The organism is Mycolicibacterium neoaurum (genome assembly GCF_036946495.1).
Taxonomy (GTDB): Bacteria; Actinomycetota; Actinomycetes; order Mycobacteriales; family Mycobacteriaceae; genus Mycobacterium; species Mycobacterium neoaurum_B.
The window spans coordinates 1858933-1883558 of sequence record NZ_JAQIIX010000002.1; the positions used below are offsets into that span (position 1 = coordinate 1858933).

The window sequence follows — 24626 nt, forward strand, 5'->3', positions numbered from 1 at the left end:
GCTCAGAAACGCTCGCGGTGCCGATCATCGCTGGTGGGAAAGTGCGCGGCCAGTGCGGCGGCGATCTCGACGAACTTTCGCCGGGTCGGTGCGGACATCGTGGCGGTGCCTGCGATCACGCCACCGGGACGCAGATGAGGGTCGAACGGCACCTCCACGACGGCCTGACCCTGCCCGGCGAACTGCTGGGCGAGGATGGTGCGCGTCCGCTTGTCGGCGTGACCGTCGGAATCGTTGAGCACCACCACCGTGCGCTGCAGCAGCCCGGTCAGTCCCCGCGCGGCCAGCCAGTCCATGGTCTGGCCCGCCGCCGCGGCACCGTCGACCCACGGCGAGGACACCACGATCAAGGCGTCCAGGTCACGCAGCACCTCCTGGGTCACCGGACTGTCCATCGTGGAACTGCAGTCGATGATCGAGATGGAGAAGTGCCGGTCCAGCCGGGAGGTGGCCTCCCGGTAGATCGCCGGATCCAGAACCCGCCGCCGCGCCGGTGTCGCCTCACCAGCCAGCACGAACAGGCCCGCGGCATTGTGGCCCACCCGCCCGCGGATATCGGCGAAGGTCTCCAGGTGCTCGTCGGCGGCAAGCTCCCAGTAGGACCCGACGGCCCGCGGATCCACCCGGCTGCCGAGCTTGCCGAACGCCGTGTCCGCGTCGACGGCCACCACCCGATCGTCCTGGCGCAGTTCGGCCAGCACCGAGCCCACACTGGCAGACACCGTCGTCTTACCCACGCCACCCTTGCCCAGCACACCGATCTTGTAGTGGCCGCGCAGCGCACCGCGGATCCTGGCCTCGAGTTCGGCATCGCGGCGCTCATCGGGTGACGGCCCGAGGTTGATCAGCCCGAACGAGGCCCGCAAAACCAGCCGGCGCCAACCGCGTCCCGGTGCGGGCTTGGTGCTGGGAACCAGTTCTGCCACCGGTATCCGCTCGGCGTAGGAGGCGGGCGGTTGCGGCGGCTGCTGACCGGTCCACGGTGGTGGCGCGTAGGGCGGCCGGTGGGGAGCGCCGGCAGGCGGGACCGTCCGTGGCGGTTGCGGCCAGGGCGGTGCAACCTGGCGCTGCGCGGGGATGGGGCCGGTCGCCGCAGCATCACCGGCCTGACGGCGCAGCGTGTCATCGCGGTCGGTCAAGGCGTTCTCCTCGTTCGATGTACTCCCAGTATCGACCACCGCCGCGTCATGGCCCGTGTGGATCCGGCCGCCATCACCGTGCCCACGGCACGGGGTGTGGCCTGCCAAAATTCGTGCATCTGGGGTACTCCGGGCGCTGCTAGGGTCGGGTGGGCAAACACGCACTTGGCCGGTTTTCGGGCTGAATCCGCCGGATACGGTCCGCGTGGGCCGTCACGACGCGACGATGGTTCTCCGAGGGGGAGGGGGATGTAGCCGATGACAAGTTCTTTCGCCGGACACGGTGAACCCACGCACTATGACGACGTGGTCGCCGTCGAGGTCACGATCGACGGCATGCTCGTCATCGCCGATCGGCTCCAGCTCGAGGAGTTCCCGCCCGCCCTCGGAATTCGGCCCAACATCCCGCAGCCCGACCTTCGGGAGAAGGTGTGGGACCAGGTCGCCCGCGATCTCACCGAGCAGGGCGTGCTCGATGCGTTCGGTGCACCGCATCCGGAAGTGGCGGCGATGACCGACACGTTGTCGCGGCCCGACCGCACGCTGGAATGCCGATGGTGGCGCCGTGACGTCGGCGGCAAGATGGTCCGGTTCGTCGTGTGCCGCAAAGGTGATCGCCACGTCATCGCCGCCCGCGACGGTGACATGCTGGTACTGCAACGGGTGGCGCCGCAGGTCGGACTGGCGGGCATGGTCACTGCGGTGCTCGGTCCCGCCGAGCCGGCAGATGTCGAGCCGATGACGGGGGTGACGGCCCGGCTGGCCGAATCGCGGACGCCCAATCAGCTGTCCCAGTTCGGGATCTCACCCGCCTCGGCGCGCACCTACGCCGACGCGACGGCCAACCCGAACAGCTGGGTGGAGATCACCGCCGCAGAGCGCCATTCCGGCGGCACGTACACCCAAGCCGATGTCGCTGCCGGCGTGCTGGATTCGGCGCAGGGGCGCATCGTGTCGATCCCGCGCAAGGTCAACGGTGAGCTCTACGGAAGTTTCCTGGCCGGTACCCAGGACAATCTCCAGCGCGCGTTGGACGGCCTGATGTCCTTCCTGCCCGCCGGAGCCTGGTTCGAGGCCAAGGTCGAGCCGACCTACTACGACGACGGAGACTGAGCACCTTCATGACGGGCAACCAGCCCTTTGACGATGACGACGAGGTCGATACCGAGGACGGGGCGGACATCGGTAGCGGCCTCGCCGCGTTCGACGACATCTTCGACGTCCCGGCGCCGCACTCAGACCCCGAGCTCGATGCCTTCGGACCGGACTTCGGCACCCCCGAGCCCGCGGCGGGTGAGCCGCTGTTCACGGTGACCAACCCGCCGGGCACCGTCACCGTCTCGGCATTGCTCGACGGCCGCATCCACCGCATCGAACTGTCGCCGGAGGCGACCGCCGAGGCCGATTCGGAGGACCAACTGGCCGGCGAGATCGTCGTCATCGCCGACCTGGCCCACCAGCAGGCGCGCTCTGCGCAGTTCTCCTACGTCCTCGAAGGGATGCAGGATCATGGTCACGACGCGACGGAAACACGTGACTTCTTGACCCGTAGCGTGGGGCTGCCCTCCCCGGAACAGGCCGATGCCGCCCGGGCACAGATCTTTGCGACCAGGTATGCAGGTGACCATGAGTGATCACCTGGTAGCCCTCTTCGGCTCGGCGGTCGGCATGCTGCCCAGCGCTCCCGCCCGTTCCCTGGAACTGTTCACCGAGATCACCTCGGCGGACGAGACGGCATGCGACGCGTGGGTGGGTCGGATCCGCTGCGGTGACTCCGACCGGGCAACGCTGTTCCGGGCATGGTTCTCGCGGAACAACTTCGGGCAGCTGGCCGGCGCTGCCGAGATATCGATGAACAGTGTGGGGGCACGCATCCCCATCGGCGGGATGTTCGGTGACATCACCTATCCCGTCAACTCACCGCTGGCGATCACGATGGCGTTCGCCGTGCGGGAAGCGGCCGAAGGCAACCACGCCGACGCCATGGAGGCGCTCGACGATGCCCCGGCGATGGGCGGCGAGTACCTGGTGTCCTGGATCCGTGCGGTCATCTACGGCGCGGCGGAGCGGTGGACCGATGTCATCGACGAGGTGCGCTCCGCAGGGAGCTGGCCGGACAAGTTCCTGGGCGCGGCTGCCGGTGTGGCGCACGGCGTGGCGGCGACCAATCTCGGTCTGTTCACCGAGGCCGAGCGGCGACTCACCGAGTCCAACTCGTCGCCGGCGGGCGAGGCCTGTGCCCCTGCGATCGCGTGGTATCTGGCCATGGCGCGCCGCAGCCAGGGCAACGAGGAGGCCGCCGTGGCGCTGCTGGAATGGCTGCAGGCCACCCATCCGTCGCCGAAGGTGACCGCCGCACTGCGTGATCCGTCCTACCGCCTGGTCACCACGACCGCCGAGAAGATCGCCCAGCGCACCGACCCGTGGGATCCGGGCAGCGTCGTCGCCGACACCTCCGGTCGGGAGAAGCTGCTGGCCGACGCGCAGGCCGAGCTGGACCGCCAGATCGGCCTCAGCCGCGTCAAGGAGCAGATCGAGAAGTACCGTGCGGCAACGCAGATGGCCAAGATCCGCGCTGCCCGCGGGATGAAGGTGGCTCAGCAGTCCAAGCACATGATCTTCACCGGACCGCCGGGAACCGGCAAGACCACCATCGCCAGAGTGGTCGCCAACATCCTGGCCGGCCTCGGCGTGATCCCCGAGCCCAAGCTGGTGGAGACCTCGCGCAAGGACTTCGTCGCCGAGTACGAGGGACAGTCCTCGGTGAAGACCTCGCGCACCATCGACCGTGCCCTCGGTGGCGTGCTGTTCATCGACGAGGCCTACACCCTGGTGCAGGAGCGCGACGGGCGGACCGACCCGTTCGGTACCGAGGCGCTGGACACCCTGCTGGCACGCATGGAGAACGACCGCGACCGGTTGGTGGTGATCATCGCCGGTTACAGCAGTGACATCGACCGGTTGCTGGAGACCAATGACGGTCTGCGGTCCCGGTTCTCGACCCGCATCGAGTTCGACTCCTATGCCCCCGAGGAGATCGTCGACATCGCCAAGGTGATCGCCGAGGCCAATGACTCGCAGCTCAGCGAGGAGGCGGCCAAGCGGGTGCTCGATGCCGCGACGCTGTTGAGCGACCGTTCACTGGGTGGCAAACCGGCGCTCGACATCGCCGGAAACGGCCGGTACGCACGACAATTGGTGGAGGCGGGTGAGCAGAGCCGGGATATGCGGTTGGCACGGTCGCTGGACTTCGAGAACCTCGGTGTGGAAGAGCTCAGTGAGATCAGCGGTGAGGACATGGCGGCCGCGATCGACGCCGTGCACACCAGGCTGAACATCGGATAACCCATGGCAGGATTCCGGCTCACCACCAAGGTCCAGGTCAGCGGCTGGCGCTTTCTTTTGCGTCGCGTCGAGCACGCGATCGTGCGCCGCGACACCCGCATGTTCGACGACCCGCTGCAGTTCTACAGCCGGGCGGTCATGTGCGGGGTCGTGATCGCCGTCGTCATCTGCATCGGCGCTGCATTGCTGGCGTACTTCAAACCGTTGGGCAAACGCGGCTCGGACACGCTGTTGGTCGACCGCACCACCAACCAGCTCTACGTCATGGTGCCCGGATCCGACAGCATCCGGCCGGTCTACAACCTGACCTCCGCGCGGTTGGTGCTCGGTAACGCCGCCACCCCGTCGGCGGTCAAGTCCGAAGAGCTCAACCGGATGACGAAGGGTCAGCCGATCGGCATTCCTGGTGCCCCGTACGCCACCCCGGTGGGCGCGCCGACCTCGACATGGTCGCTGTGCGACAACGTGATCAAGCCCGAGAGCGTCGCACCCCAGGTGGAGACGTCGGCGTTGGTGATGCCCTTGGCCATCGACGCCTCGGTGGGTCCGTTACGCCCGAACCAGGGTGTGCTGGTCACGTATCAGAATCTCACCTGGCTGGTGACCGCGGATGGCAGGCACGCCATCGACATGGCCGACCGGGCGGTGACCTCCGCGGTCGGCATCCCGGTCACCGCGCGGGCCACCCCGATCTCGGAGGCACTGTTCAACGCCCTGCCCAACGTCGGGCCGTTGAAACTGCCCGCCGTGCCGGGTGCGGGCGCGCCCAACAGCCTGGGGCTGGCACCGAATCTGGTGATCGGCTCGGTCTTCCGGACGCTGAACAACGATGTCGAACAGCGGTATGTCGTGTTGGCCGATGGGGTCGCCAAGGTCAACGGGACCACGTCGGCGGCATTGCGCGCGACCAACTCCTTCGGGCTGATCACGCCGCCTTCGGTGGAGGCCAGCGATGTCGCCAGCATCCCTGAGCAGGTTTTCGTCTCGCCGCTGCCCGATGAGCCGATGGACATCCGGTTGCGCGCCGACGCGCCGACGCTGTGCTGGTCGTGGCAGCGCGACCCGGGCGACCAGGGGCCACGCCAGACCGTGATCAGCGGTAGGCACCTGCCCGTGCCGCCCACCCGGATGAACAGTGGCATCGACCAGATCTCGGGCAATGCCACCGTGTACATCGACGGCGGTCAGTACATCAGGCTGCAGTCGCCGGACCCGCGCTATGGCGAGAGCCTGTATTACATCGACCCACAGGGTGTCCGCTATGGACTGCCCAACGAGGACACCGCCTCATCGCTGGGACTCAGCGGACCGCTCACCGCGCCGTGGCAGGTGGTCAGCTGGCTCATCGACGGTCCGGTGTTGTCCAAGCAGGCCGCCCTGCTGGAACATGACACACTGCCGCCGAGCCCGAACCCCCGGAAGGTGACCGGCGAACTCGCCGCGCCAGCCGGTGCTGCCGCCCCAGCCGCGGGCGTGCCCGCGCCCGCACCGGGCGGCAACCTACCCGCCCAGGCTCCTGGATCACCGCTGCCGCCGGAAGGAGCAGGTGGATGACCACCAAGAAGTTCACCCCGATCATCAAGCGCGGTCCCCGGCTGACACCCGGTGAAATCACCATCACCCCACCGGATGACCTCGGCATCGACATTCCGCCCTCGGGTATCCAGAAGGCGCTGCCCTGGGTGATGGGCGGCGGCATGCTCGGCATGATCGCGATCATGATCTTCACCGGGATCAGGCAGCTTTCGCCCTACATGCTGATGATGCCGCTGATGATGATCATGGCCACGGTCGGTTTCATGGCCGGCGGCGGACCTGGTGGCAAGCGCGTCCCCGAGATCAACGCCGACCGCAAGGAGTACCTGCGCTACCTGGCGGGGCTGCGAACCCGCGTGACCACCTCGGCTGCCGCCCAGGTCACCTTCTTCAACTATCACGCACCGCATCCCGAGGATCTGCTCTCGATCATCGGCACCAACCGGCAGTGGTCACGCCAGACCAACGCCGACTTCTATGCCGCCGTCCGCATCGGCGTCGGATCCGAGCCCGCCGTCGACCGTTTGCTCAAACCAGCTGTGGGCGGTGAGCTTTCGGGTCCGGCCGGCGCGCCGCAACCGCATCTGGAGCCGGTCAGCCACATGTGGTTGATCAAGTTCCTGCGTACCCACGGCCTCATCCACGACTGCCCGAAGCTGGTGCAGCTGAGAACGTTCCCGACCATCGCCGTCGGCGGCGACGGTGCAAGGGCGGCGGCATTGCTGCGCGCCATGATCTGCCATCTCGCGGTGTTCCATCCGCCGGACCTCTTGCAGATCAGGGTGCTGACCGACAATCCGGAGGATCCGGATTGGGCCTGGCTCAAATGGCTGCCGCACGTGCAGCATCAGACCGACACCGATTCCGCGGGCGCCACCCGGATGGTGTTCACCCGGCCCGACGGTCTGGCCGACCTGACCGCGCGTGGCCCGCACACCGCCGACGCGGCGCCTAGTGGGCCCTATGTCGTCGTGATCGACCTGACCGGTGGCAAGGCCGGGTTCCCCGTGGACGGGCGGGCCGGCGTCACCGTCATCACGCTCGGCAACCACCGCGGATCGGCTTACCGGATCCGGTTGGCCGACGACGGCACCGCCGACGACAGGTTGCCCAACCAGACCTTCCGGCTGGTTGTCAACACCGCCGACCAGATGACGCCCTCGGCGGCGGGTCGGGTAGCCCGCAAGCTGGCGGGGTGGTCGATCACCGGCACGATCATCGACAAGAACACCAGGGTGCACAAGAAGGTGGCCACCGAATGGCATCAGCTGGTGGGCGCCCAGTCGGTCGAAGAGGTCACCCCCGCCCGGTGGCGGATGTTCGCCGACACCGACCGCGACCGGCTCCGGATCCCGTTCGGCCATGAGCTCAAGACCGGCGACATCATGCATCTGGATATCAAGGAGGGCGCCGAGTTCGGTGCGGGCCCGCACGGGATGCTGATCGGCACGACCGGTTCGGGCAAGTCCGAGTTTCTCCGCACACTCATCCTCTCGCTGGCTGCCACTCACCATCCCGACCAGGTGAACCTGTTGCTCACCGACTTCAAGGGCGGCTCGACATTCCTCGGCATGGAGAAACTCCCGCACACCGCGGCGGTGGTCACCAACATGGAGGAGGAAGCCGAGCTGGTCAGCCGCATGGGCGAGGTCCTCTCCGGTGAACTCGACCGTCGCCAGTCCATCCTGCGCCAGGCCGGTATCCAGGTGGGCGCGGCCGGTGCGCTCTCCGGCGTCGCCGAATACGAGAAGCACCGCGAGCGCGGTGCCGACCTGGCCCCGTTGCCGACGCTGTTCGTCGTCGTCGACGAGTTCGCCGAGCTGCTGCAGAACCATCCGGACTTCATCGCGCTGTTCGACCGGATCTGTCGCGTCGGCCGCTCGCTGCGCGTGCACCTACTGCTGGCCACGCAGTCGCTCAATACCGGTGGCGTGCGCATCGATAAGCTCGAACCCAACCTGACCTACCGAATCGCGTTGCGCACCACGAGTTCGGCCGAATCGAAGGCCGTCATCGGTACCCCGGAGGCGCAGTACATCACCAACAAGGAAAGTGGTGTCGGTTTCCTGCGGGTCGGTATGGAGGACCCGGTGAAGTTCCGCAGCGTCTACACCGGGACCAACTATGTCCCGACGTCGGTGATCACCACCAACGGGGATAGCGCGCCCCGGATCCAGGTGCCCAGCCAGGTGCGGATCCAGCCGTTCACGGCCGCGCCGATGATGGATGCGTCGCAGGTGACGTCCCGATGATCTCTAGCAGCGAGCAGCCGGAGGTGGATGGCTCATGACGTTGGACTCCGAGCCGCGCGTCCTGCGCGAAGTGGTGCTCGACCAGTTGACCACCGGCGAGGTGCGGGCCTACAAGATGTGGCTCCCGCCGTTGACCGATCCCACCCCGGTGAACGAACTCGTCGAACGTGATCAGCGTCGGCCCTTGCGATTCGGGCTCGGCATCATGGACGAGCCGCGCCGCCACCGCCAGGAGGTGTGGGGTATCGACGTGTCGGCAGCGGCGGGCAACATCGCGATCGGCGGGGCGCCGCAGACCGGCAAGTCGACGTTCCTGCAGACGCTGGTGTTGTCGGCGGCGGCGACTCACACCCCGCGTCAGGTGCAGTTCTACTGCATCGACCTCGGTGGCGGCGGGTTGATGTACCTCGAAGACCTGCCGCACGTCGGCGGAGTCGCGACCCGTTCGGAGCCGGACCGGGTGAACCGCGCCGTCGCCGAGATGAAAGCCGTTCTGCGGCAACGTGAGGCGATGTTCAAGCAGTATCGAGTCGGCTCCATCGCGTCGTACCGGCAGATGCGCGAGGATCCCAACCACCCGGCGTTCCACGATCCGTTCGGTGACGTGTTCCTGGTGATCGACGGTTGGCCGGCATTCGTCGCCGAGTTCCCGGATCTGGAGCCGGTGGTGCAGGATCTGGCCGGGCAGGGGCTGGCGTTCGGTGTGCACACCATCATCTCCACACCCCGCTGGACCGAGTTGAAATCACGGGTCCGCGACTATTTGGGCACCAAGGTCGAGTTCCGACTCGGCGATGTCAACGAGACCCAGGTCGACCGGATGACCCGCGACATCCCCGCCAACCGCCCGGGGCGGGCGATCTCGGGGGAGAAGCACCACCTGATGATCGGCGTGCCGCGTCTGGACGGCGTGCACAGCGCCACCGATATCGTCCCGGCCATCACCGCGGCGGTGGACCACATCGCATCACTGCACACCGATGAGGCCCCGCGGGTGCGCGTGCTACCCGAACGTATCCACCTGCGCGAGCTCGATCCCACGCCGCCGGGCCCCGATGCCGACTATCGCACCCGGTGGACCATCCCGGTCGGCATCCGGGAGTCCGACCTGTCGGTGGCCTACAACAACATGCAGATCACGCCGCATCTGCTGATCTTCGGGGCTCCGAAGTCGGGTAAGACGACGATCGCGCATGCGGTGGCCCAGGCGATCTGCGCCCGCAACAGTCCGCAGCAGGTGCGGTTCATGCTGGCTGACTATCGGTCGGGCCTGCTGGATGCGGTGCCGCAGAGCCATCTGCTCGACGCCGGCGCGGTGAACCGCAACAGTGCCTCGCTGGAGGAATCCATCAAGGCGCTGGCCGTCAACCTCAAGAAGCGTCTGCCGCCGCCGGATCTGACCACCGCGCAGCTGCGGGCCCGGTCGTGGTGGACCGGCCCGGACGTGGTGCTGCTGGTCGACGATTGGCACATGATCGTGGCGGCATCCGGGATGGTGCCGCCCATGACACCGCTGGCGCCATTGCTGCCCGCCGCGGCGGATATCGGCCTGCACATCGTGGTGACCTGCCAGATGAGCCAGGCGCACCGGGCCACCATGGACAAGTTCGTCGGTGCCGCGTTCGGCGCGGGATCCCCAACCCTGTTCCTCTCCGGTGAGAAAACCGAGTTCCCCTCGAGCGAGTTCAAACTGAAGCGAAGGCCCCCTGGCCAGGCACTTCTCATCTCTCCCGACGGCAAAGAGGTCGTTCAGGCGGCCTATATCGATCCCCCCTCAGAAGAAGTGTTCGGAGCACCCCCGAACGGTGGTTAATATGGATTGGTAGCCACTCAGCGAACTTGACGGTGGCTAGGCAGCAAATGGGGTCGGGGGAACGATTCTTATGCAACAGAGCACTATTTCTGTCTCCCTTCTCAGTTTTTGCATCCAGGCTTTTCCGACGATGTGAGGAGGTACGCAAATGCAACCGATGGCACACAATCCCGCTGTTCTCGGTGTCGGGAACCAGGTGATTGCGAACGGATCCCGGGGTTTGGCCACCGGAACCGCAGCCACCGCCGAGGCGTCGGCGCTGTTGCCGGCCGGCGCGGAAGAGGTATCTGTGCAGGCAGTCCTGGCGTTCGCCAGTGAAGGCGCGCAGATGGCGGCGCTGAACGCGTATGCCCAGCAGGAGCTGGCGCGCGCCGGAGCCGCCTACCTCGAGGCCACCGGTATCTACACGACCGCCGACGCCCAGGCCGCAGCGACGCTGTCCTGACCGGGGCGCGAATAACCCGCTATCGAGACTGAGTCCAGCAAATGGTTGCCTCAATTCCCCCTGTGCCGTTTGTGTACGGGGCACTGCCGCCGGAGGTGAATACCGGCCGGTTGATGGCCGGTGCCGGTGCGGCGCCCATGTATCAGGCTGCTGCTGCCTGGGAATCCTTGGCGATTGCGTTGGAGACCCAGGCCGAGGAGCTTTCCGCCAGCCTCGCTTCGCTGGCGGGGTCCTGGCAGGGCGGGGCGAGTGAGCAGGCGGTCCAGGCAACCACGCCCATGGTCGTCTGGTTGCACACCGCCGCCCTGCAGGCCCAGAAGCGGGCCATGCAGGCGATCGCCCAGGCGAACTCGTACCTGCTGGCCATGGCGGTGACGCCGCCACTGGTCGAGATCGAGGCCAACCACGTCACGCACGCCGTCCTGGAGGCGACCAACTTCCTCGGCGTGAACACCGTGCCGATCGGGGTCAACGAGTTCGACTACTTCGTGCGGATGTGGACGCAGGCGGCCGTCGCGATGCACGGCTATCAGGCGGAGACGGCCGCCAACACCATGTTCGAACCGATCCCGCCGCTCAAACCGATCGTGATGCCCGGTGTCGGTGAGGCAGCGCTGGGGTTCGCCTCGGGCAAGATCGCAGCGACCCTGCCGGGTTCGGCGATGCGAGAGCTGGCATTCGCGCAGGTCACTGCGCAGGCGAGCATCGAATCCGCGGCGCTGCATGCCGGTCGTGCCGCGGCGAACAGCAATGCGGCGATGGTGTCGGCGCAAACGCAGGCGCGCAAGGGTGAGAACACCGCCCAGCAGGCCCAAGGTGAGCCCGAGCAGCTGATGCAGGGTGCGCAGCAGGGCGCGCAGATGGGTATGCAGGTTGCCTCGCAGGTGGGTTCGATGCTCACCCAGGCTCCGCAGCAGATGATGCAGACGGTCACCCAGCCGATGCAGCAGATCCTCGCGCCGATGCAGCAGGTCAGTTCGATGTTCGGCCAGATCGGTGGCGGTCTGAACAAGGGTGCGCAGTTCGGGCTGATGGGTGCCAGTCCGTTCTCCAACCATCCGCTGGCCGGTGGGACCGGCGCCGGAGCCGGTGCCGGACTGGTGCGCGCGGCGTCGTTGCCCGGCGCGGGCGGCACGCTGGCCAGCACACCGCTGATGAGCGGATTGCTCGGACAGACGGCGGGGGCTGCTGCCCCGGCCGGTGCGGCGGCCGGCGGTGCCGGATCGGGGTTGGCCCCGGTCGGCAACGGAGCCGGCGGCGGACCCATGGGGGGCATGGGGCAGGGAGCGAAACGCGGTACGAATCGGCAGAGCCTGGCGGCGCCGTCCGCCCTCGCCCACGACCTGGGTGAGGACGAGGACGAGGACGACGACTGGTGAACCGTCAACCGACACAAGACTTCCCGGCCGAGGGGGCTGGAAGACTCGCCATCAGTGGTGAGGACACAGGAAAACAGAAAGAGTACCGAGCATGGCACAGATGAATACAGATGCCGCTGTCCTCGCCAAGGAGGCGGCCCACTTCGAGAGCATCTCCGGCGAGCTCAAGGGAGTGATCTCTCAGGTCGAGGCCACCGGTGGTGCGCTCGCGGCCCAGATGGTCGGTCAGGCGGGCACCGCGGCACAGGCCGCGCTGCTGCGCTTCCACGAGGCCGCCGCGCGACAGGTTCAGGAGCTGAACGACATCTCCCAGAACATCCAGACTTCGGGCATGCAGTACACCACCGCGGACGAGGACCAGGCCGGCACCCTTTCGTCGGCCATGAACCTCTGACCCTTACCAACTTTCAAAGGAGATAACATATGTCGCAACAGGTTTGGCAGTTCGGCGGTATCGAAGGTTCCGCAGGCGAGATCCATGGCGCCGTCGGCGTCACCCAGGGTCTGCTCGACGAGGGCAAGGCCTCGCTCGCTTCGCTCGCCTCGGTGTGGGGTGGCTCGGGTTCGGAGGCCTACCAGGCCGTGCAGATGCGGTGGGACAGCACTTCGGCCGAGCTGAACGCCGCGCTGCAGAATCTCGCGCAGACGATCAGCGAGTCCGGACAGCACATGCAGCAGATCGAGCATGGCGTCACCGGGATGTTCGCCTAGTCCAAGCGCACCAAGGGGTGGGCGGATTAGCCTTTGGGCATCCGCCCACTCCGTGTGTTTTACAACGTGTTTTTCACTGGCACGACTTTGAGAGGTGCTTATGTCGGCAGACTATGACCGGCTGTTCCATTCCTCCGGCGCGTCCGACGCTGCCGACGAGGATGCCGCGGCACGTCGTGAGGGTGCCTCCCCGATGCCGGTGAACGCCTCCGGTGCGGGCAATGCGAGTTATGCCGGCGAGCACACCCCACCGCCGATGCCGATCGCACCCACCCAGGCCGCCGCGGCCCCGCCGCCGGCCTCGGTCGCGCCGCCACCCAGTGCTTCCGAGGTGACCAGCCAGATTCCGGTCACCGGGCCGCAGCACGTCCAGAACGGCATGATGCGCACCCCGCAGACCGCCCAGCCCGCGGGTGCTCGATTCGAACAACAGACCTTTGCGCCACCGCCGCAGCCCCGCTCCGCGCCCGCGCCCGCGCCGAGCGCGCATTACAACGACACGGTGGAGACGGGCTGGACCCCGTCGAGTGCACCCGCGCCCACCGGGCAGCCCGCCCCGACATCGGCGGCAACCATGGGCAATCACCGGGCCATCGACGCGCTGTCACACGTCGGGGTTCGCACAGCGGTCAAGATGCCGTCGCAACGCGGCTGGCGACACTGGCTTTATCTGCTGACGCGGATCAACATGGGCCCGTCACCGGATGAGCTCTACGAGATGGACCTCCAGGCTCGGGTGCGCCGAAATGCCAGGGACTCTTATCAGATCGGGGTGTTCGGTCTCAAGGGCGGTGTCGGCAAGACGGCTGTCACCGTTGCCCTCGGCTCGGCACTGAGCCGGGTCCGCGGCGATCGGATCCTGGCCATCGACGCCGACCCGGATTGCGGCAACCTCGCCGACCGCGCCGGTCGACAGTCGGCGGCGACCATCGCAGACCTGTTGTCGGACAAGGAATTGTCCCGCTACAACGACATCCGCGCCTATACCAGCATGAACGCGGCCAACCTGGAGGTGCTGTCCTCCGAGGAGTACAGCGCGGCCCGGCGCGAGTTCAACGAAGAAGACTGGAAGGGTGCGGTCAGCGTCGTATCCCGCTACTACAACCTGGTGCTTGCCGACTGCGGCGCGGGCTTGTTCCAACCGGCCTCGCGCGGGGTGTTGGCGACCGTCTCGGGCATGGTCATCGTCGCCAGCGCGTCCATCGACGGCGCGCGCCAGGCGGCGGTCACCATGGACTGGTTGCGCCAGAACGGATACCAGGATCTGCTGGGTCGCTCCTGCGTGGTGATCAATCACGTGACACCGGGCAAGACGAACATCGACGTCGAGGATCTGGTGCAGCAGTTCGAGCGGCACGTTCCGCCCGGTCGGGTTGTCGTGCTGCCGTGGGACAAGCACATCGCCGCGGGCACCGAGATCCAGCTGGACCTGCTCGGTAAGACGTTCCAGCGGCGAATCCTGGAGCTGGCCGCGGGTCTGTCCGACGACTTCGACCGGCTCGAACGGCGTTGACCGCGACGGCCGCGCCTTCGGGGGCGACAGGGACGACACCGGTCACTCCGGGTAGGCCCGCCACCACCCGGGTCACCATCCTGACCGGGCGACGGATGACCGACCTGGTCCTGCCTGCCTCGGCACCCATCGAGACCTACATCGACGAGACGGTGTCGGTGCTCGCCGATCTTCTCGACGATTCGCCACCGGATGTGCTGGCGGGCTTCGACTTCAAGGCTCAGGGGGTCTGGGCGTTCGCCCGTCCGGGTGCGCCGCCGATGAAGGCATCGGAATCCCTCGACGAGGCCGGTGTCGTCGACGGAGCGCTGCTGACGTTGGTGTCGGTGAGCCGGACCGAACGGTACCGCCCGCTGGTCGAGGACGTGATCGACGCCATCGCGGTGCTCGATGAGTCCCCCGAGTTCGATCGCACCGCACTGAACCGGTTCGTCGGGCTGGCCATCCCGGTCGTGTCGACGATCGCGACCGTGGTTGCGCTGGTGGCATGGACGCAATCCGGTAAGGACTGGTGGTGGTCCATCGCGTTGGCGCTGTTGGGCCTGGGGCTGGTGGGCGGCGCCATGATGGCCCGTTCTCGGTACGACAACGTGAACCTGTCCGAAAGCCTGGTCGTCGCTGCGCTTCCGGTGCTCTCCGGCGCGGCGGCGCTGGCAGTGCCGCTGCCCCGCGAGGCCGACGGGCTGGGCGCACCCCAGGTCGCCGGTGCCGCCGCGGTGGCTCTGCTCTACACCTTGGCCACCCGTGGAGGCCCGCGCAGACGCGCCAGCGTCGCGGCCTTTGCCGCGGTGCTTTCGGTGGCGATCACTGCGGGTGCCATCGCCTTCGGTTATGGCGGGCAGGAGTGGGTCCCGGCCGGCGCCATCGCCTTCGGGCTGATCGTGGTCACCAATGCCGCCAAGTTGACGGTCGCGGTTGCCCGTATCGCGCTGCCCCCCATTCCCGCTCCCGGCGAGGCGGTGGCCAACGACGAGCTGCTCGACCCGGTGTCGCGTCCCGATGGCGCGGATGAGGAGACTCCGACCTGGCAGGCGATCATCGCCTCGGTGCCCGACTCCGCCGCGCGGCTGACCGAGCGTAGTGAGCTGTCCAAGCAACTGCTGATCGGATTCTTGACCGCAGGTGCCTCGGTGCTGGCCGCCGGCGCGATCGCGGTTGTGGTGCAAGGACATTTCTTCCTGCACAGTCTGATCGTCGCGGCACTGGTCACGGTGATCTGTGGCTTCCGGTCACGGCTCTACGCCGAGCGTTGGTGCGCCTGGGCGCTGATGGCCGTCACCGTTGCCGTGCCGACCGGTGTCACCGTTCGGCTCTGCCTGTGGTTCCCCGACCAGTCCTGGCTGGTGCTGGGCATCTATCTGCTGCTGGCCATGGTCGCGCTGATCATGGTGGGGGCCACCGATAACGTCAACCGGCTCTCGCCGGTGACCAAGCGGATCCTCGAACTGCTCGATGGCGCGTCGATCGCGGCGGTGATCCCGCTGCTGCTCTGGATCGCCGGGGTGTACGACCTGCTGCGTAACCTGCGCTTCTAGGTACCGGTGATCTCCGCGACGGCGTCATTGAGCCGGTCGCGGTCGGCGGCGATCGACTCCGAGGCCACCTCGGTCGCATTGCGCAGCGCCTCGTTCAGACGTTCCTCGATGGTCTGCGACCCCAGCCGTAGGAGTCCGTCAGCCAGATAGACGTCGACGAGTCGGTGGTGGCCGTTCAGCGTGACCTCCACGGTCTCGGATTCATCCGTGGCAGTGAAGGATTCGCTGTCCATCTTGTGCAACTGAGCGTCCATCAGCTCCTGCAACCGGCCGGCCTGACGCAGCACGGCCGCCACCTCCGGATGCATCTGTTCGCTCACTTGGATTCCTTGTCCTGGACGTCTTTACGCCGCCGTTGACCGATCACCGGTTCGGTATAGGGGCGGTCCTCGGTGTAGAGCTCTTCATCGGGTGAGAAGCGTGAGTCGCGGCGCTTCTGCTGGCCCTGCTGGGCGCCGCCGCCGTGGCCCATACCGCCCATACCGCCACCCATACCCATGCCGCCGCCCATGGCCGATGCCGGTATGGCACCGCCGGTGCCACCCGCGCGTGCGCCCCCGGCCGCAGGACCCGGAGCGACCGTCTCGGCTCCGACACTGGGCTGCAGCGGCATCGACGGGACACCACCACCACCTCCCCCGGATCCACCTCCGGAACCGCCGCCTCCGACGCCGGCCGGCGAGACGCCCGGATCGTCGAGATCGGGCATACCCGTATCGGGCAGGCCGCCGGGTAGACCGCCACCGGGAAGCCCACCGGACGGTGCACCACCACCGCCGGGCTTTCCACCCCCGGACGGGGCGCCACCACCGGATGGTGCGCCTCCGCCCGACCCTGCCCCCTGGCCCGAGGACGGTGATCCCGTCTGCGGCGAGCCGGCGGGCTGACCGTTCTGCGCTGACATCGAGGCCGGCGATACCGCGGGTTGGCCGCCTTCTGGCGCGCCACCGCCACCGCCACCGCCACCACCACCGGTGCCTCCGGTCCCGTTGCCACCGGGCGGTCCGGTCGGTCCCTGCTCGGCGATGGGGATACGGGGTGGCGGCGGAGTCTGTACGGGAGGCAGGTTGGACACGGCGGCGTAATCCTGGCGCAGATCGTCCGAACGTTCCTGCAGAGCGGCCATCTCCTGCTGAATCTGCGTCATGGCCGAGCCCTGGCCTGGTTGTCCAACGAGGCTTGCGAGCTGTGCCTCGAGCGCTTTGTACTGGGTGTAGATCGGGGTGTGGTTCGCGCGCGTCGCGGTGTGGGCGGCAAGGAGAACCTGCGCCTCGTTGGCCAATTTGTCCCACGCCTCGGCCAGATCGGTGACCCATTGCGCATACTCGTTGATCTTCGCTATCGCAGCATCGGCCGCATCACCTTCCCATCCGCCCGCGAATCCACCGGTGTCATTGCGGCGGGCGGCATTGGCGGCCGCAGTGAACTCCGCCGCGGCGGCCTTGAGCGAGACGCCGTGGTCACCCGCCTGCAGAGCCATCTCCGCGGACTCGACGTCCTTGTAACCACCGGGGGAGGCCATGGCGAAAGCGCCGAGCTCGGGCAGCTGAGGATTGGATCCCGAGGGTTGTTTGACGGTGATCCGGTCGACGGCGCCTGCGCGGGCATCACTGTCCATGGCATCGGCGTATGCACGGTCCACTTCCCGGTAGGCCGTCGCCGTGTCACGCAGCATCTGGTTGAGGACGGTGTTCTGCTCCTTGGCGATGTTCTGGCACTCGACCAAGGCGGCCGCGTTCTTGTTGAGGTTCTCCACCGCGGTCGCAGAGTTCGGCAGGGCGTCCGGGGCGGCGATATTGGCCTCGACCGGAGGCCATTCGGCCTCGTCGCGCAGCTTGGCCAGCATGTCCAACGAATCGGGTATGACCCGTACACGGTCACCCATGACTATCGCCCCCCGATCATCACACGGTCTCCAACGCCATCTGGTAGCGACTCTCCTCGCGCGGGTTGATCAGCCGGATCGGCAGCTGACTATGCCGCGGAGTCTCGATGTAGTTGCTGCGCAGTACAACTCGTCCGACTCCCGGATGTGTGCCCAGATAGGTCGTCGCGTTCGGCCAGACCACCTTGGCCACCTGCCCGATTCGGCCGTTGACGAAGCCGGCGAACTCGCCGAACTGCGGGCCGAGGGTCACCACGCCACCGGCCGCCGCGGAGCGGATGACGAATTGGGTGAACAGTCGGGCATCACCGAGGTTGATACTGGAGTCGACATCGTCGAACGGCATGTACACCGGGTAGCGATCCGCGGTCTCACCGATGAGTACTCCGGCCGAACCGATGGGCAGTTCGTAATGCCGGTCGGTCACCGGGCTCTCACCGAGCAGCGCGGCGCGCTGACCGCCGAACAGACACGAAAAACCGCGGGGCGTAGCGGGATTGGCGAGCGTGGTCAGCAGCACCGTCGTGGTCGGCGCCTGGCCGGGCCGCAACCGGACGCGGGTGATGGTGTGGTCGGCGCGGGCCGACCACCAGACGTCCGGCCCGCCGGGGGCCACGTAGGCCACCGTGAAGCTGCTGCGTCCCTTGATCGATGACCACGATTCACGCTCGAAGCTGATCTCGGTGGCACGGTCGAAATCGTCGAAACTGCGGCCACACCGTGCGTCGATCCCGTTGCCGGCCAACTGATCTGCGATACGGGTCGCCGACGAGACAAGGTAGCGGGCCAGCCCGGAGACGCCGGTGTCTCGGCGCAGTGCGGGGCGGCGGGTCGACTCCGGATCCGCGCGCAGCACGATCCAGGTCCGCCGGTTGGCCGGTGCCGGATACGGGCCGACCACCTGGTCATAGAGCGCGACCAGGTTGGCAGGCGCGGTCTTGCCGACCCGGTAACCGGCTGCCACCACGTCGGCCTCCAGTTCGGGGCAGTGCGCGGCGAGCAGGTTCTGTACCAGGCGGGTGTCCACCACGTCGTCGGTGAAGGCCTCGCCATCGACGAGCACGGTCGGGGTGAACGGGCGCGGGATCAGCTCGATGAGGGCGACCAGATAGCCGTCCTGCCAGCGCACCGCGACGTGGTCACCGGGCATCACCGTGGCCCCGACGGCGGGTGCCGACGGCGGCGGAGGCGGGACGGAGAGCCGTCGCCGCCAGGCGAACAGTGCCGCGATCCAACCGGTGAACCGCCGACCGCGCACCGTCAGCGTCGTCGCAATGGCGAGCAGGACGCTCAACGTGATGCCCAACCACAGCAGGTCCAGCGTCGTGAACACCGCGATAAGCGCGGGAATCAGGGTGGCCGCCCACAGCAGATGCCCGGTCGTGAACCGAAAACCGAACTGGCCGAGGAACTCCTTCATCGGCGTCTCATCGCCCGTCGTGCCAGCGCACCGATGCCCAGCACCAGCGCCAGGCCCACCCCGCTCAGCACCACCATCGTGATGGGGCCGCGGTCCGGCGGCTCGATGACCACCGGCGGCGGCAGCTGCTTGACGCGGTAGGCAGCGACCTTCGGTCCGTCCGGCACATCCCAGGTCAACGCTGCGACCGGATCGATGACCCCGGCACCGACGTAGTTGTCGACACCACCGCCGGGGTGACGCGCCGTCGCGGTGATCCGGTGCATGATCTGCGCGGCGGTCAGCTCGGGGAAGCGCTGCTTGAGCAGCGCGGCCAAACCCGACACGTAGGCGGCGGCGAATGATGTGCCTGCGATCGGGATGGGGCCATCGGCGCCGGCGAGGGCGTTGACGGGATTGCCGTCATAGCCGAGGGCGGTGATGTTCTCGGCGGGAGCGGCGGCGTCCACCCACGGGCCGGACATCGAGAAGGTACTGGGCTGGCCGGTCTGGCCGATGCCGCCTACGGTCAGCACCAGCGGCGAGTACCAGGCGGGCGAGACGATGGTCTGAACCTGGCGCCAGCCGCGCGGGTCATCCGGCTCGTCGGCCTCCGGTGGCGGATTTTGGGCACAGTCCTGCCCGGTGTTCCCGGCCGCGACGACCACGACGGCGCCCTTGATGTTCACCGCGAAGTTGATCGCCGCGCCGACGGTGGCCTCGTCGATCGGTCGGGTGACCTTGTAACAGGCGGCTTCGCTGATGTTGATGACCTGCGCGCCCAGGTTGGCGGCGTGCACTATCGAGCGCGCGAGGCTGCGCAGCGAACCGGCGGTCTGCGTGGTGTTGGGGTTGTTCGGATCCTGGCGTGCGCCCACCGGCTGGAAGTTGTCCGAGGTCTGGCGCAGCGACAGGATGCGGGCATCGGGTGCCACGCCGATGAACGAATCCGTCGGGGCGCCGCGGCCGGCGATGATGGCCGCTGTCAAGGTGCCGTGGGAGTCGCAGTCCGACATCCCGTTGCCGGCCTTGTCGACGAAATCCCCGCCCGGCTCGGCGGGTACCCGCGGTGACCCGTTCACGCCGGTGTCGATCACCGCGACGGTGACCCCGGCCCCGGTGGCGAACTTCTGCGCATCGGCCAGCCGCAGGTAGTCACTGGCCCAGGGCTTGTCGGTGAAGTTCGAGTTCGGGAAGACGATCGGCGCCGAACACTGCCGCCGTTGTTCGGTCGGCTGGTCGGGCCCGGTTTCGTCCGGGGGAACGGCGCCGGCGTCGATCACCGGCGGCTCGATCGCACCGGCGGGCGGTGCCGCCACGATGAGCAGAGCCGGCGGCGCCGTCAGCAACACCAGCGCCAGGGTGGCCAGCAGCACACCGATGCGTCGCACGGTCTGTTCACTCCCCTTTGCAGTCCCCGGGTGCCGGATGTGCTGGCACATCCCGCAGCAAAGCGAAGGCCGCCGTTCGGCGACGCATCGTGTCACGTCAGCCTAGGTCGGCCTTCGCCAGAGCAAGTTTACGGGGGTGTAGACAGGGTGCGTTCCGCTTTCTTGCGTGCTGTTCAGGCGTCCAGATCTTTGGCCACCAGCTCGGCGATCGAGGCCAGGGCGGCCGAATCCTCGGAGCTGACGGTCACCTGGGCGCCGTTACCCGCACCCAGGGTCATGATCATCAGCGCCGAGCCCGCGTCCACGGGTTCCCCGCCGTCCAACGACAGGGTGACCTCGGCACCGGAATTGGTGACGGCCTCGGCGATGATGGCGGCCGGCCGGGCGTGCAGGCCGATGGCGGATCCGACGGTGACGGTCTTCTCGGGCATTCTTTCTCTCCTTGTTTATTCGGGGGGTGGGGTTTGTTGGGCGTTGGGTTTGTTAGACGTTGGGTACTGCGGTCTCAGGCGGCGACGGGTTGCCGCGGCTTGACGAACTGTTTGGCGGCGACGACCGCGGCGGCCGCCGCGATGGTTCCCGCGGCAAGTGACACGAGGAACCAGATCAGGTTGCCGATCGCGAAGAAGACGAAGATGCCGCCGTGCGGTGCGCGCAGCGTGACATCGAAGGCCATGCACAGCGCCCCGGTGATGGCGCCGCCGAACATCATCGACGGAATGACGCGCAGCGGGTCGGCCGCGGCGAAGGGGATGGCACCCTCGGAGATGAAGGCGGCTCCCAGCAGCCAGGCCGCCCGGCCGTTCTCCTTCTCGGGCTCGCTGAACAGGCTCGGCCGGACGGTGGTCGCCAGGGCCATGGCCAGCGGCGGCACCATGCCGGCGGCCATGACGGTCGCCATCACCTCGAACGAGGCGGTGGTGGCGGCGGCCAGGCCCGCGGTGGCGAACGCATAGGCGGCCTTGTTGACCGGTCCGCCGAGATCGAAGCACATCATCAGACCCAGGATCACGCCGAGCAGGATGGCCGAGGTGCCGGTCAGTCCGTTGAGCCAGTCGGTCAGCCCGGTGTTGATCAACGCCAGCGGGCGCCCGATGAGCAGGAACATGATGAGGCCGACGACCAGTGAGGCGACCAGCGGGATGATGACGACCGGCATCAGTCCGCGCAGCCAGCGCGGCACGTCGATGCGACTGATCCACAGCGCGGTGAAGCCGGCGATCACGCCGCCGACGATGCCGCCGATGAAACCGCCGCCGACGAACACGGCGAGCGCACCCGCGGTGAAGCCCGGGGCGATACCCGGACGGTCGGCGATGGCGAAGGATATGTAGCCGGCCAGGGCGGGCACCAGGAATCCGAATGCCAGACCGCCGAGGCTGAACAGGATGGCTCCGAAGTACTGGGCCAGTCCGCCGTCGGGGAGGTTGCTCAAGGAGTTGTTCAGGGCGATGTCATTGGCGACATCGGCGATCTCGTAGCCGCCGAACAGGAAGCCCAGCGCGATCAGCAGACCGCCGGCGGCCACGAACGGGATCATGTAGCTGACGCCGGTGAGCAGGATCTGGCGGGTCCGGGTGCCCCAGCCGACATTCGACGAGCCCTCGGTGGCCTCATCGGCTGGACCACTGCCCTCCACTCGGGCGGCCTTCGGGTTGCTCGATGCGGCAACGGCTTCGGAGATCATGGCATCGGGTTCGTTGATCGCGCGTTTCACGCCGGAGGCGATGACGGGCTTCCCGGCGAACCGGCCGCGGTCCTTCACGCCGACATCGGTGGCGAAGATGACCGCATCGGCTGCGGCGATCGTCGCCGCCGGCAGCGGTGTGCTCCCCGACGAGCCCTGGGTCTCCACGACGAGGTCCACATCGGCGCGTTCGGCGGCCAGTTTGAGCGCATCGGCGGCCATGTACGTGTGCGCGATCCCGGTGGGGCACGCGGTGATCGCGACGATGCTCTTCTTGCCTGCCGGTGCCGCGGGTTGTGCGGGGGCTGCCGCAGGCGCGGGTGCGGCGGGCGCCGGGTTCACCACACCGTCGACCAGTGCGACGAGCTCACCGGCAGTCGGCGCGGCACGCAGTTGTTCGACGAAGTCCTTGCGCACCAGCGCACGAGCGAGGCTGGAAAGCAGCTTGAGGTGCTCAGAGCCGCCCGATTCCGGTGCCGCGATGAGGAATACCAGGTCGGCGGGACCATCCGGAGCGCCGAAGTCCACGGCCGGGGACAGTCGGGCGAAGCCGATGGTGGGGGCGTCGACATGAGGGGACCGGCAGTGCGGGATGGCGATCCCGCCGGGCAGGCCGGTGGCCGACTGGGCCTCGCGGGCCAGCGCCGCCGCGATCAGGCCGTCGGTGTCGGACGTGCGGCCGGCACCGGCGAGCAGACCGGCGAGTCGGCCGATGACGGCCTCCTTGTCGGTACCGGCGTCGGTGTCGAGGAGCACCAGGTCGGTCGTGATGACCGGAGCGGATGTGGACATGACCAAACTTTCTGTGGGGGTCAGGAAATGGGAGTCAGGAATCGGTATGTACGGGGGAGATGGCCCGCACGGGGACGGCGTCGAGGTGGAGCTGGTCGGGTGAGGGCAGGGCGGAACCGGGCAGGGCGGCCGCCGCACTTCCGTAGGCGACCGCCATCCGCAGCCGCTCCGCCGGATCGGCACCGGCCTGTTCGGCGCGCACATAACCGGCCAGCGACGAGTCCCCGGCCCCGACGGTGCTACGCGGGGTGATCGGTGGTGAGCCGGCCAGCCAGCTGCCCGACGGATCGACCAGTACCGCACCGGCGGCACCGAGGGTGACCAGCACGCTCCGGGCGCCGCGGTCGACCAATTGCCGGGCCGCGGCGACCACCGGACCCGGATCACCCTGGGCAGCAGCATCTTCCAGCTCCTGGCCGGAAGTTCCGGTCAGCCCGGCCAGCTCTTCGGCGTTGGGTTTGATCAGGTCGGGCGCGGCGGTGCCGAATGCCTCGGCCAGTGCGGTGAGCGGAGCGTCGGAAGTGTCGACGGCCACCCGGCAGTTCGATCCGGCCAGTTCGGCGACGACGTCGGCATACCAGCTTGTGGGCACACCCGGCGGCAGCGAGCCCGACAGCACCACCCAGCTGGCGCTGCGTGCGGCGTCGATGACCGTGCGGGTGAGCGCATCCAGCGCCGCAGCGTCCAACGGCGCGCCGGGGGCATTGAGTTTGGTTGTGGTGCCGTCATTTTCGGTGACGGCGATGTTCGTGCGCACCGGAGCCGGGACGGCCACCGCGCGGAACGGGACGGCCGCGGCGCGCAGCGCGGTGAGGATCGGATCGTCGGCGGCGGCGGGTAACACGGCCACCGCGTCCAGGCCTGCAAGGCCGAGTGCGCGGGCCACATTGACGCCCTTGCCGCCGGGCTCGTCGGTGACCGAGCTGATGCGGTGTACCGCGCCGCGGGTGAGGGTGCCCGGCAGCGTGACCGTGCGGTCGATGCTGGGGTTCGGGGTGACGGTGACGATCATGCGGTTGCTCCTGCACGGATGATGTCGATACCGCAGCCGCTGAGTTCGGCATGGGTGTCGGGGCTGATCTCGGTATCGGTGATGATGGCGTCGACACTGGACAGTGCGGCGAAGCTGTGCAGTTCCTCACGGCCCATCTTCGATGAATCAGCAGCCACCACAACGTAATTGGCACACTTGACCATGGCGCGCTTGATGGCGGCCTCCTCGGCGTCGGGAGTGGAAAGACCGTGTCGGGCGGTGATGCCGTTGGTGCCGATGAACGCGATGTCGACCCGTAGTTGCTCGAGAGTCTGCAGGGCCTGTTCGCCGACGCAGGCCTGGGTGAGGCCGCGAACCCGCCCGCCGAGCACCTGCAGGGACACCGAAGTCACGGTGGACAACCGGCCGGCGACCGGAATCGAGTTGGTCACCACCACCAGTTCGCGGTCGGTCGGGATGGCCGCGGCGATGCGGCTTGTGGTCGTGCCGGCGTCGAGCAGCACGCTGCCACCACCGACCGGAAAGAACTCGGTTGCCGCCGCGGCGATGGCGTCCTTGTACGGCGCCCGGGTGGCATCGCGTTCATCGACGTCCTGCTCGACGAGGTGCAGTGCCCGGGCCGGAACGGCGCCGCCGTGCACGCGGCGCAACAGGCCCGCCTTGTGCAGCACCGCGAGGTCGCGTCGCACGGTTTCGGTGGTCACGTCATAGGCGGTGGCGAGCTCGGCGACCGAGGCGCGGCCGCGCTGGATCACCAGGGCGGCGATGGCCTGCTGGCGTTCCTCGGCGTACATCGGGCTCCGTCCAGGG

The 24626-nt window shown here is 67.9% G+C and carries 21 protein-coding genes; 12 read left to right on the forward strand and 9 right to left on the reverse strand.

Features of this window, described 5'->3' with window-relative positions; translation table 11 throughout:
* Positions 1–2 precede the first annotated feature (2 nt).
* Positions 3–1139: a MinD/ParA family ATP-binding protein gene (locus PGN27_RS14240; RefSeq protein ID WP_335326687.1), complete on the reverse strand. Its 1137-nt coding sequence runs from the start codon at positions 1137–1139 to the stop codon at positions 3–5.
* 258 nt (positions 1140–1397) lie between these two features.
* Here PGN27_RS14240 and PGN27_RS14245 point away from each other — a divergent pair, with 258 nt between their 5' ends.
* The 12 genes from PGN27_RS14245 (at position 1398) to eccD (ending at position 15668) form a co-directional block, all read left to right on the forward strand.
* The gene (locus tag PGN27_RS14245) at positions 1398–2252 is read left to right on the forward strand and encodes an ESX secretion-associated protein EspG (protein WP_030133026.1); all 855 of its coding nucleotides are present in this window, start codon (positions 1398–1400) and stop codon (positions 2250–2252) included.
* A gap of 8 nt (positions 2253–2260) precedes the next feature.
* Positions 2261–2773, forward strand: coding sequence for a hypothetical protein (locus PGN27_RS14250; RefSeq protein WP_335326688.1), 513 nt, complete (start codon positions 2261–2263; stop codon positions 2771–2773).
* On the forward strand, positions 2766–4484 hold the full coding sequence (gene eccA / locus PGN27_RS14255) for a type VII secretion AAA-ATPase EccA (RefSeq protein WP_335326689.1): 1719 nt from the start codon (positions 2766–2768) through the stop codon (positions 4482–4484). The genes PGN27_RS14250 and eccA overlap by 8 nt, the downstream gene beginning before the upstream one ends.
* Positions 4485–4487: 3 nt before the next feature.
* A complete protein-coding gene (gene eccB / locus PGN27_RS14260; RefSeq protein WP_335326690.1) occupies positions 4488–6038 on the forward strand; it encodes a type VII secretion protein EccB in 1551 nt (516 codons plus the stop codon).
* Entirely contained in the window at positions 6035–8272 is a 2238-nt protein-coding gene (eccCa, locus tag PGN27_RS14265) for a type VII secretion protein EccCa (RefSeq protein ID WP_335326691.1), read from the forward strand. The genes eccB and eccCa overlap by 4 nt, the downstream gene beginning before the upstream one ends.
* A gap of 34 nt (positions 8273–8306) precedes the next feature.
* Positions 8307–10085, forward strand: coding sequence for a type VII secretion protein EccCb (eccCb, locus tag PGN27_RS14270; RefSeq protein ID WP_030133031.1), 1779 nt, complete (start codon positions 8307–8309; stop codon positions 10083–10085).
* A gap of 157 nt (positions 10086–10242) precedes the next feature.
* Complete coding sequence (locus PGN27_RS14275) at positions 10243–10530, forward strand: PE domain-containing protein (RefSeq protein WP_418888656.1); 288 nt, start codon at positions 10243–10245, stop codon at positions 10528–10530.
* A gap of 41 nt (positions 10531–10571) precedes the next feature.
* Positions 10572–11909 (forward strand): PPE family protein, encoded by a 1338-nt coding sequence (locus PGN27_RS14280; protein ID WP_335326692.1) that lies wholly within the window; start codon positions 10572–10574, stop codon positions 11907–11909.
* Positions 11910–12000: 91 nt separating this feature from the next.
* Positions 12001–12303: a WXG100 family type VII secretion target gene (locus PGN27_RS14285; RefSeq protein WP_019512279.1), complete on the forward strand. Its 303-nt coding sequence runs from the start codon at positions 12001–12003 to the stop codon at positions 12301–12303.
* 29 nt (positions 12304–12332) lie between these two features.
* On the forward strand, positions 12333–12620 hold the full coding sequence (locus tag PGN27_RS14290) for a WXG100 family type VII secretion target (RefSeq protein WP_030133034.1): 288 nt from the start codon (positions 12333–12335) through the stop codon (positions 12618–12620).
* A gap of 100 nt (positions 12621–12720) precedes the next feature.
* Entirely contained in the window at positions 12721–14133 is a 1413-nt protein-coding gene (locus PGN27_RS14295) for a MinD/ParA family ATP-binding protein (RefSeq protein WP_335326693.1), read from the forward strand.
* Entirely contained in the window at positions 14130–15668 is a 1539-nt protein-coding gene (gene eccD, locus PGN27_RS14300) for a type VII secretion integral membrane protein EccD (RefSeq protein ID WP_335326694.1), read from the forward strand. The genes PGN27_RS14295 and eccD overlap by 4 nt, the downstream gene beginning before the upstream one ends.
* On the opposite strand, the gene PGN27_RS14305 is transcribed toward eccD, so the two are convergent.
* The 8 genes from PGN27_RS14305 to PGN27_RS14340 form a co-directional block, all read right to left on the reverse strand.
* Complete coding sequence (locus PGN27_RS14305; RefSeq protein WP_335326695.1) at positions 15665–15988, reverse strand: YbaB/EbfC family nucleoid-associated protein; 324 nt, start codon at positions 15986–15988, stop codon at positions 15665–15667. The two genes, eccD and PGN27_RS14305, sit on opposite strands and share 4 nt — an antisense overlap.
* Positions 15985–17553 (reverse strand): PPE domain-containing protein, encoded by a 1569-nt coding sequence (locus PGN27_RS14310; protein WP_335326696.1) that lies wholly within the window; start codon positions 17551–17553, stop codon positions 15985–15987. The genes PGN27_RS14305 and PGN27_RS14310 overlap by 4 nt, the downstream gene beginning before the upstream one ends.
* A 19-nt stretch (positions 17554–17572) precedes the next feature.
* Positions 17573–18973, reverse strand: a complete 1401-nt coding sequence (gene eccE / locus PGN27_RS14315; protein ID WP_335326697.1) for a type VII secretion protein EccE — start codon at positions 18971–18973, stop codon at positions 17573–17575.
* Positions 18970–20343 carry a type VII secretion-associated serine protease mycosin gene (mycP, locus tag PGN27_RS14320; protein ID WP_335326698.1) on the reverse strand — a complete coding sequence of 458 codons (1374 nt, stop codon included), beginning with the start codon at positions 20341–20343 and terminating at the stop codon, positions 18970–18972. Before mycP ends, eccE begins: the two co-directional genes overlap by 4 nt.
* A gap of 173 nt (positions 20344–20516) precedes the next feature.
* A complete protein-coding gene (locus PGN27_RS14325) occupies positions 20517–20774 on the reverse strand; it encodes an HPr family phosphocarrier protein (protein WP_030133041.1) in 258 nt (85 codons plus the stop codon).
* Positions 20775–20848: 74 nt separating this feature from the next.
* On the reverse strand, positions 20849–22822 hold the full coding sequence (locus PGN27_RS14330; RefSeq protein ID WP_335326699.1) for a PTS fructose transporter subunit IIABC: 1974 nt from the start codon (positions 22820–22822) through the stop codon (positions 20849–20851).
* A gap of 34 nt (positions 22823–22856) precedes the next feature.
* Positions 22857–23834 (reverse strand): 1-phosphofructokinase, encoded by a 978-nt coding sequence (gene pfkB, locus PGN27_RS14335; RefSeq protein ID WP_335326700.1) that lies wholly within the window; start codon positions 23832–23834, stop codon positions 22857–22859.
* Positions 23831–24610, reverse strand: a complete 780-nt coding sequence (locus PGN27_RS14340) for a DeoR/GlpR family DNA-binding transcription regulator (protein ID WP_335326701.1) — start codon at positions 24608–24610, stop codon at positions 23831–23833. Before PGN27_RS14340 ends, pfkB begins: the two co-directional genes overlap by 4 nt.
* Between the last annotated feature and the right edge of the window lie 16 nt (positions 24611–24626).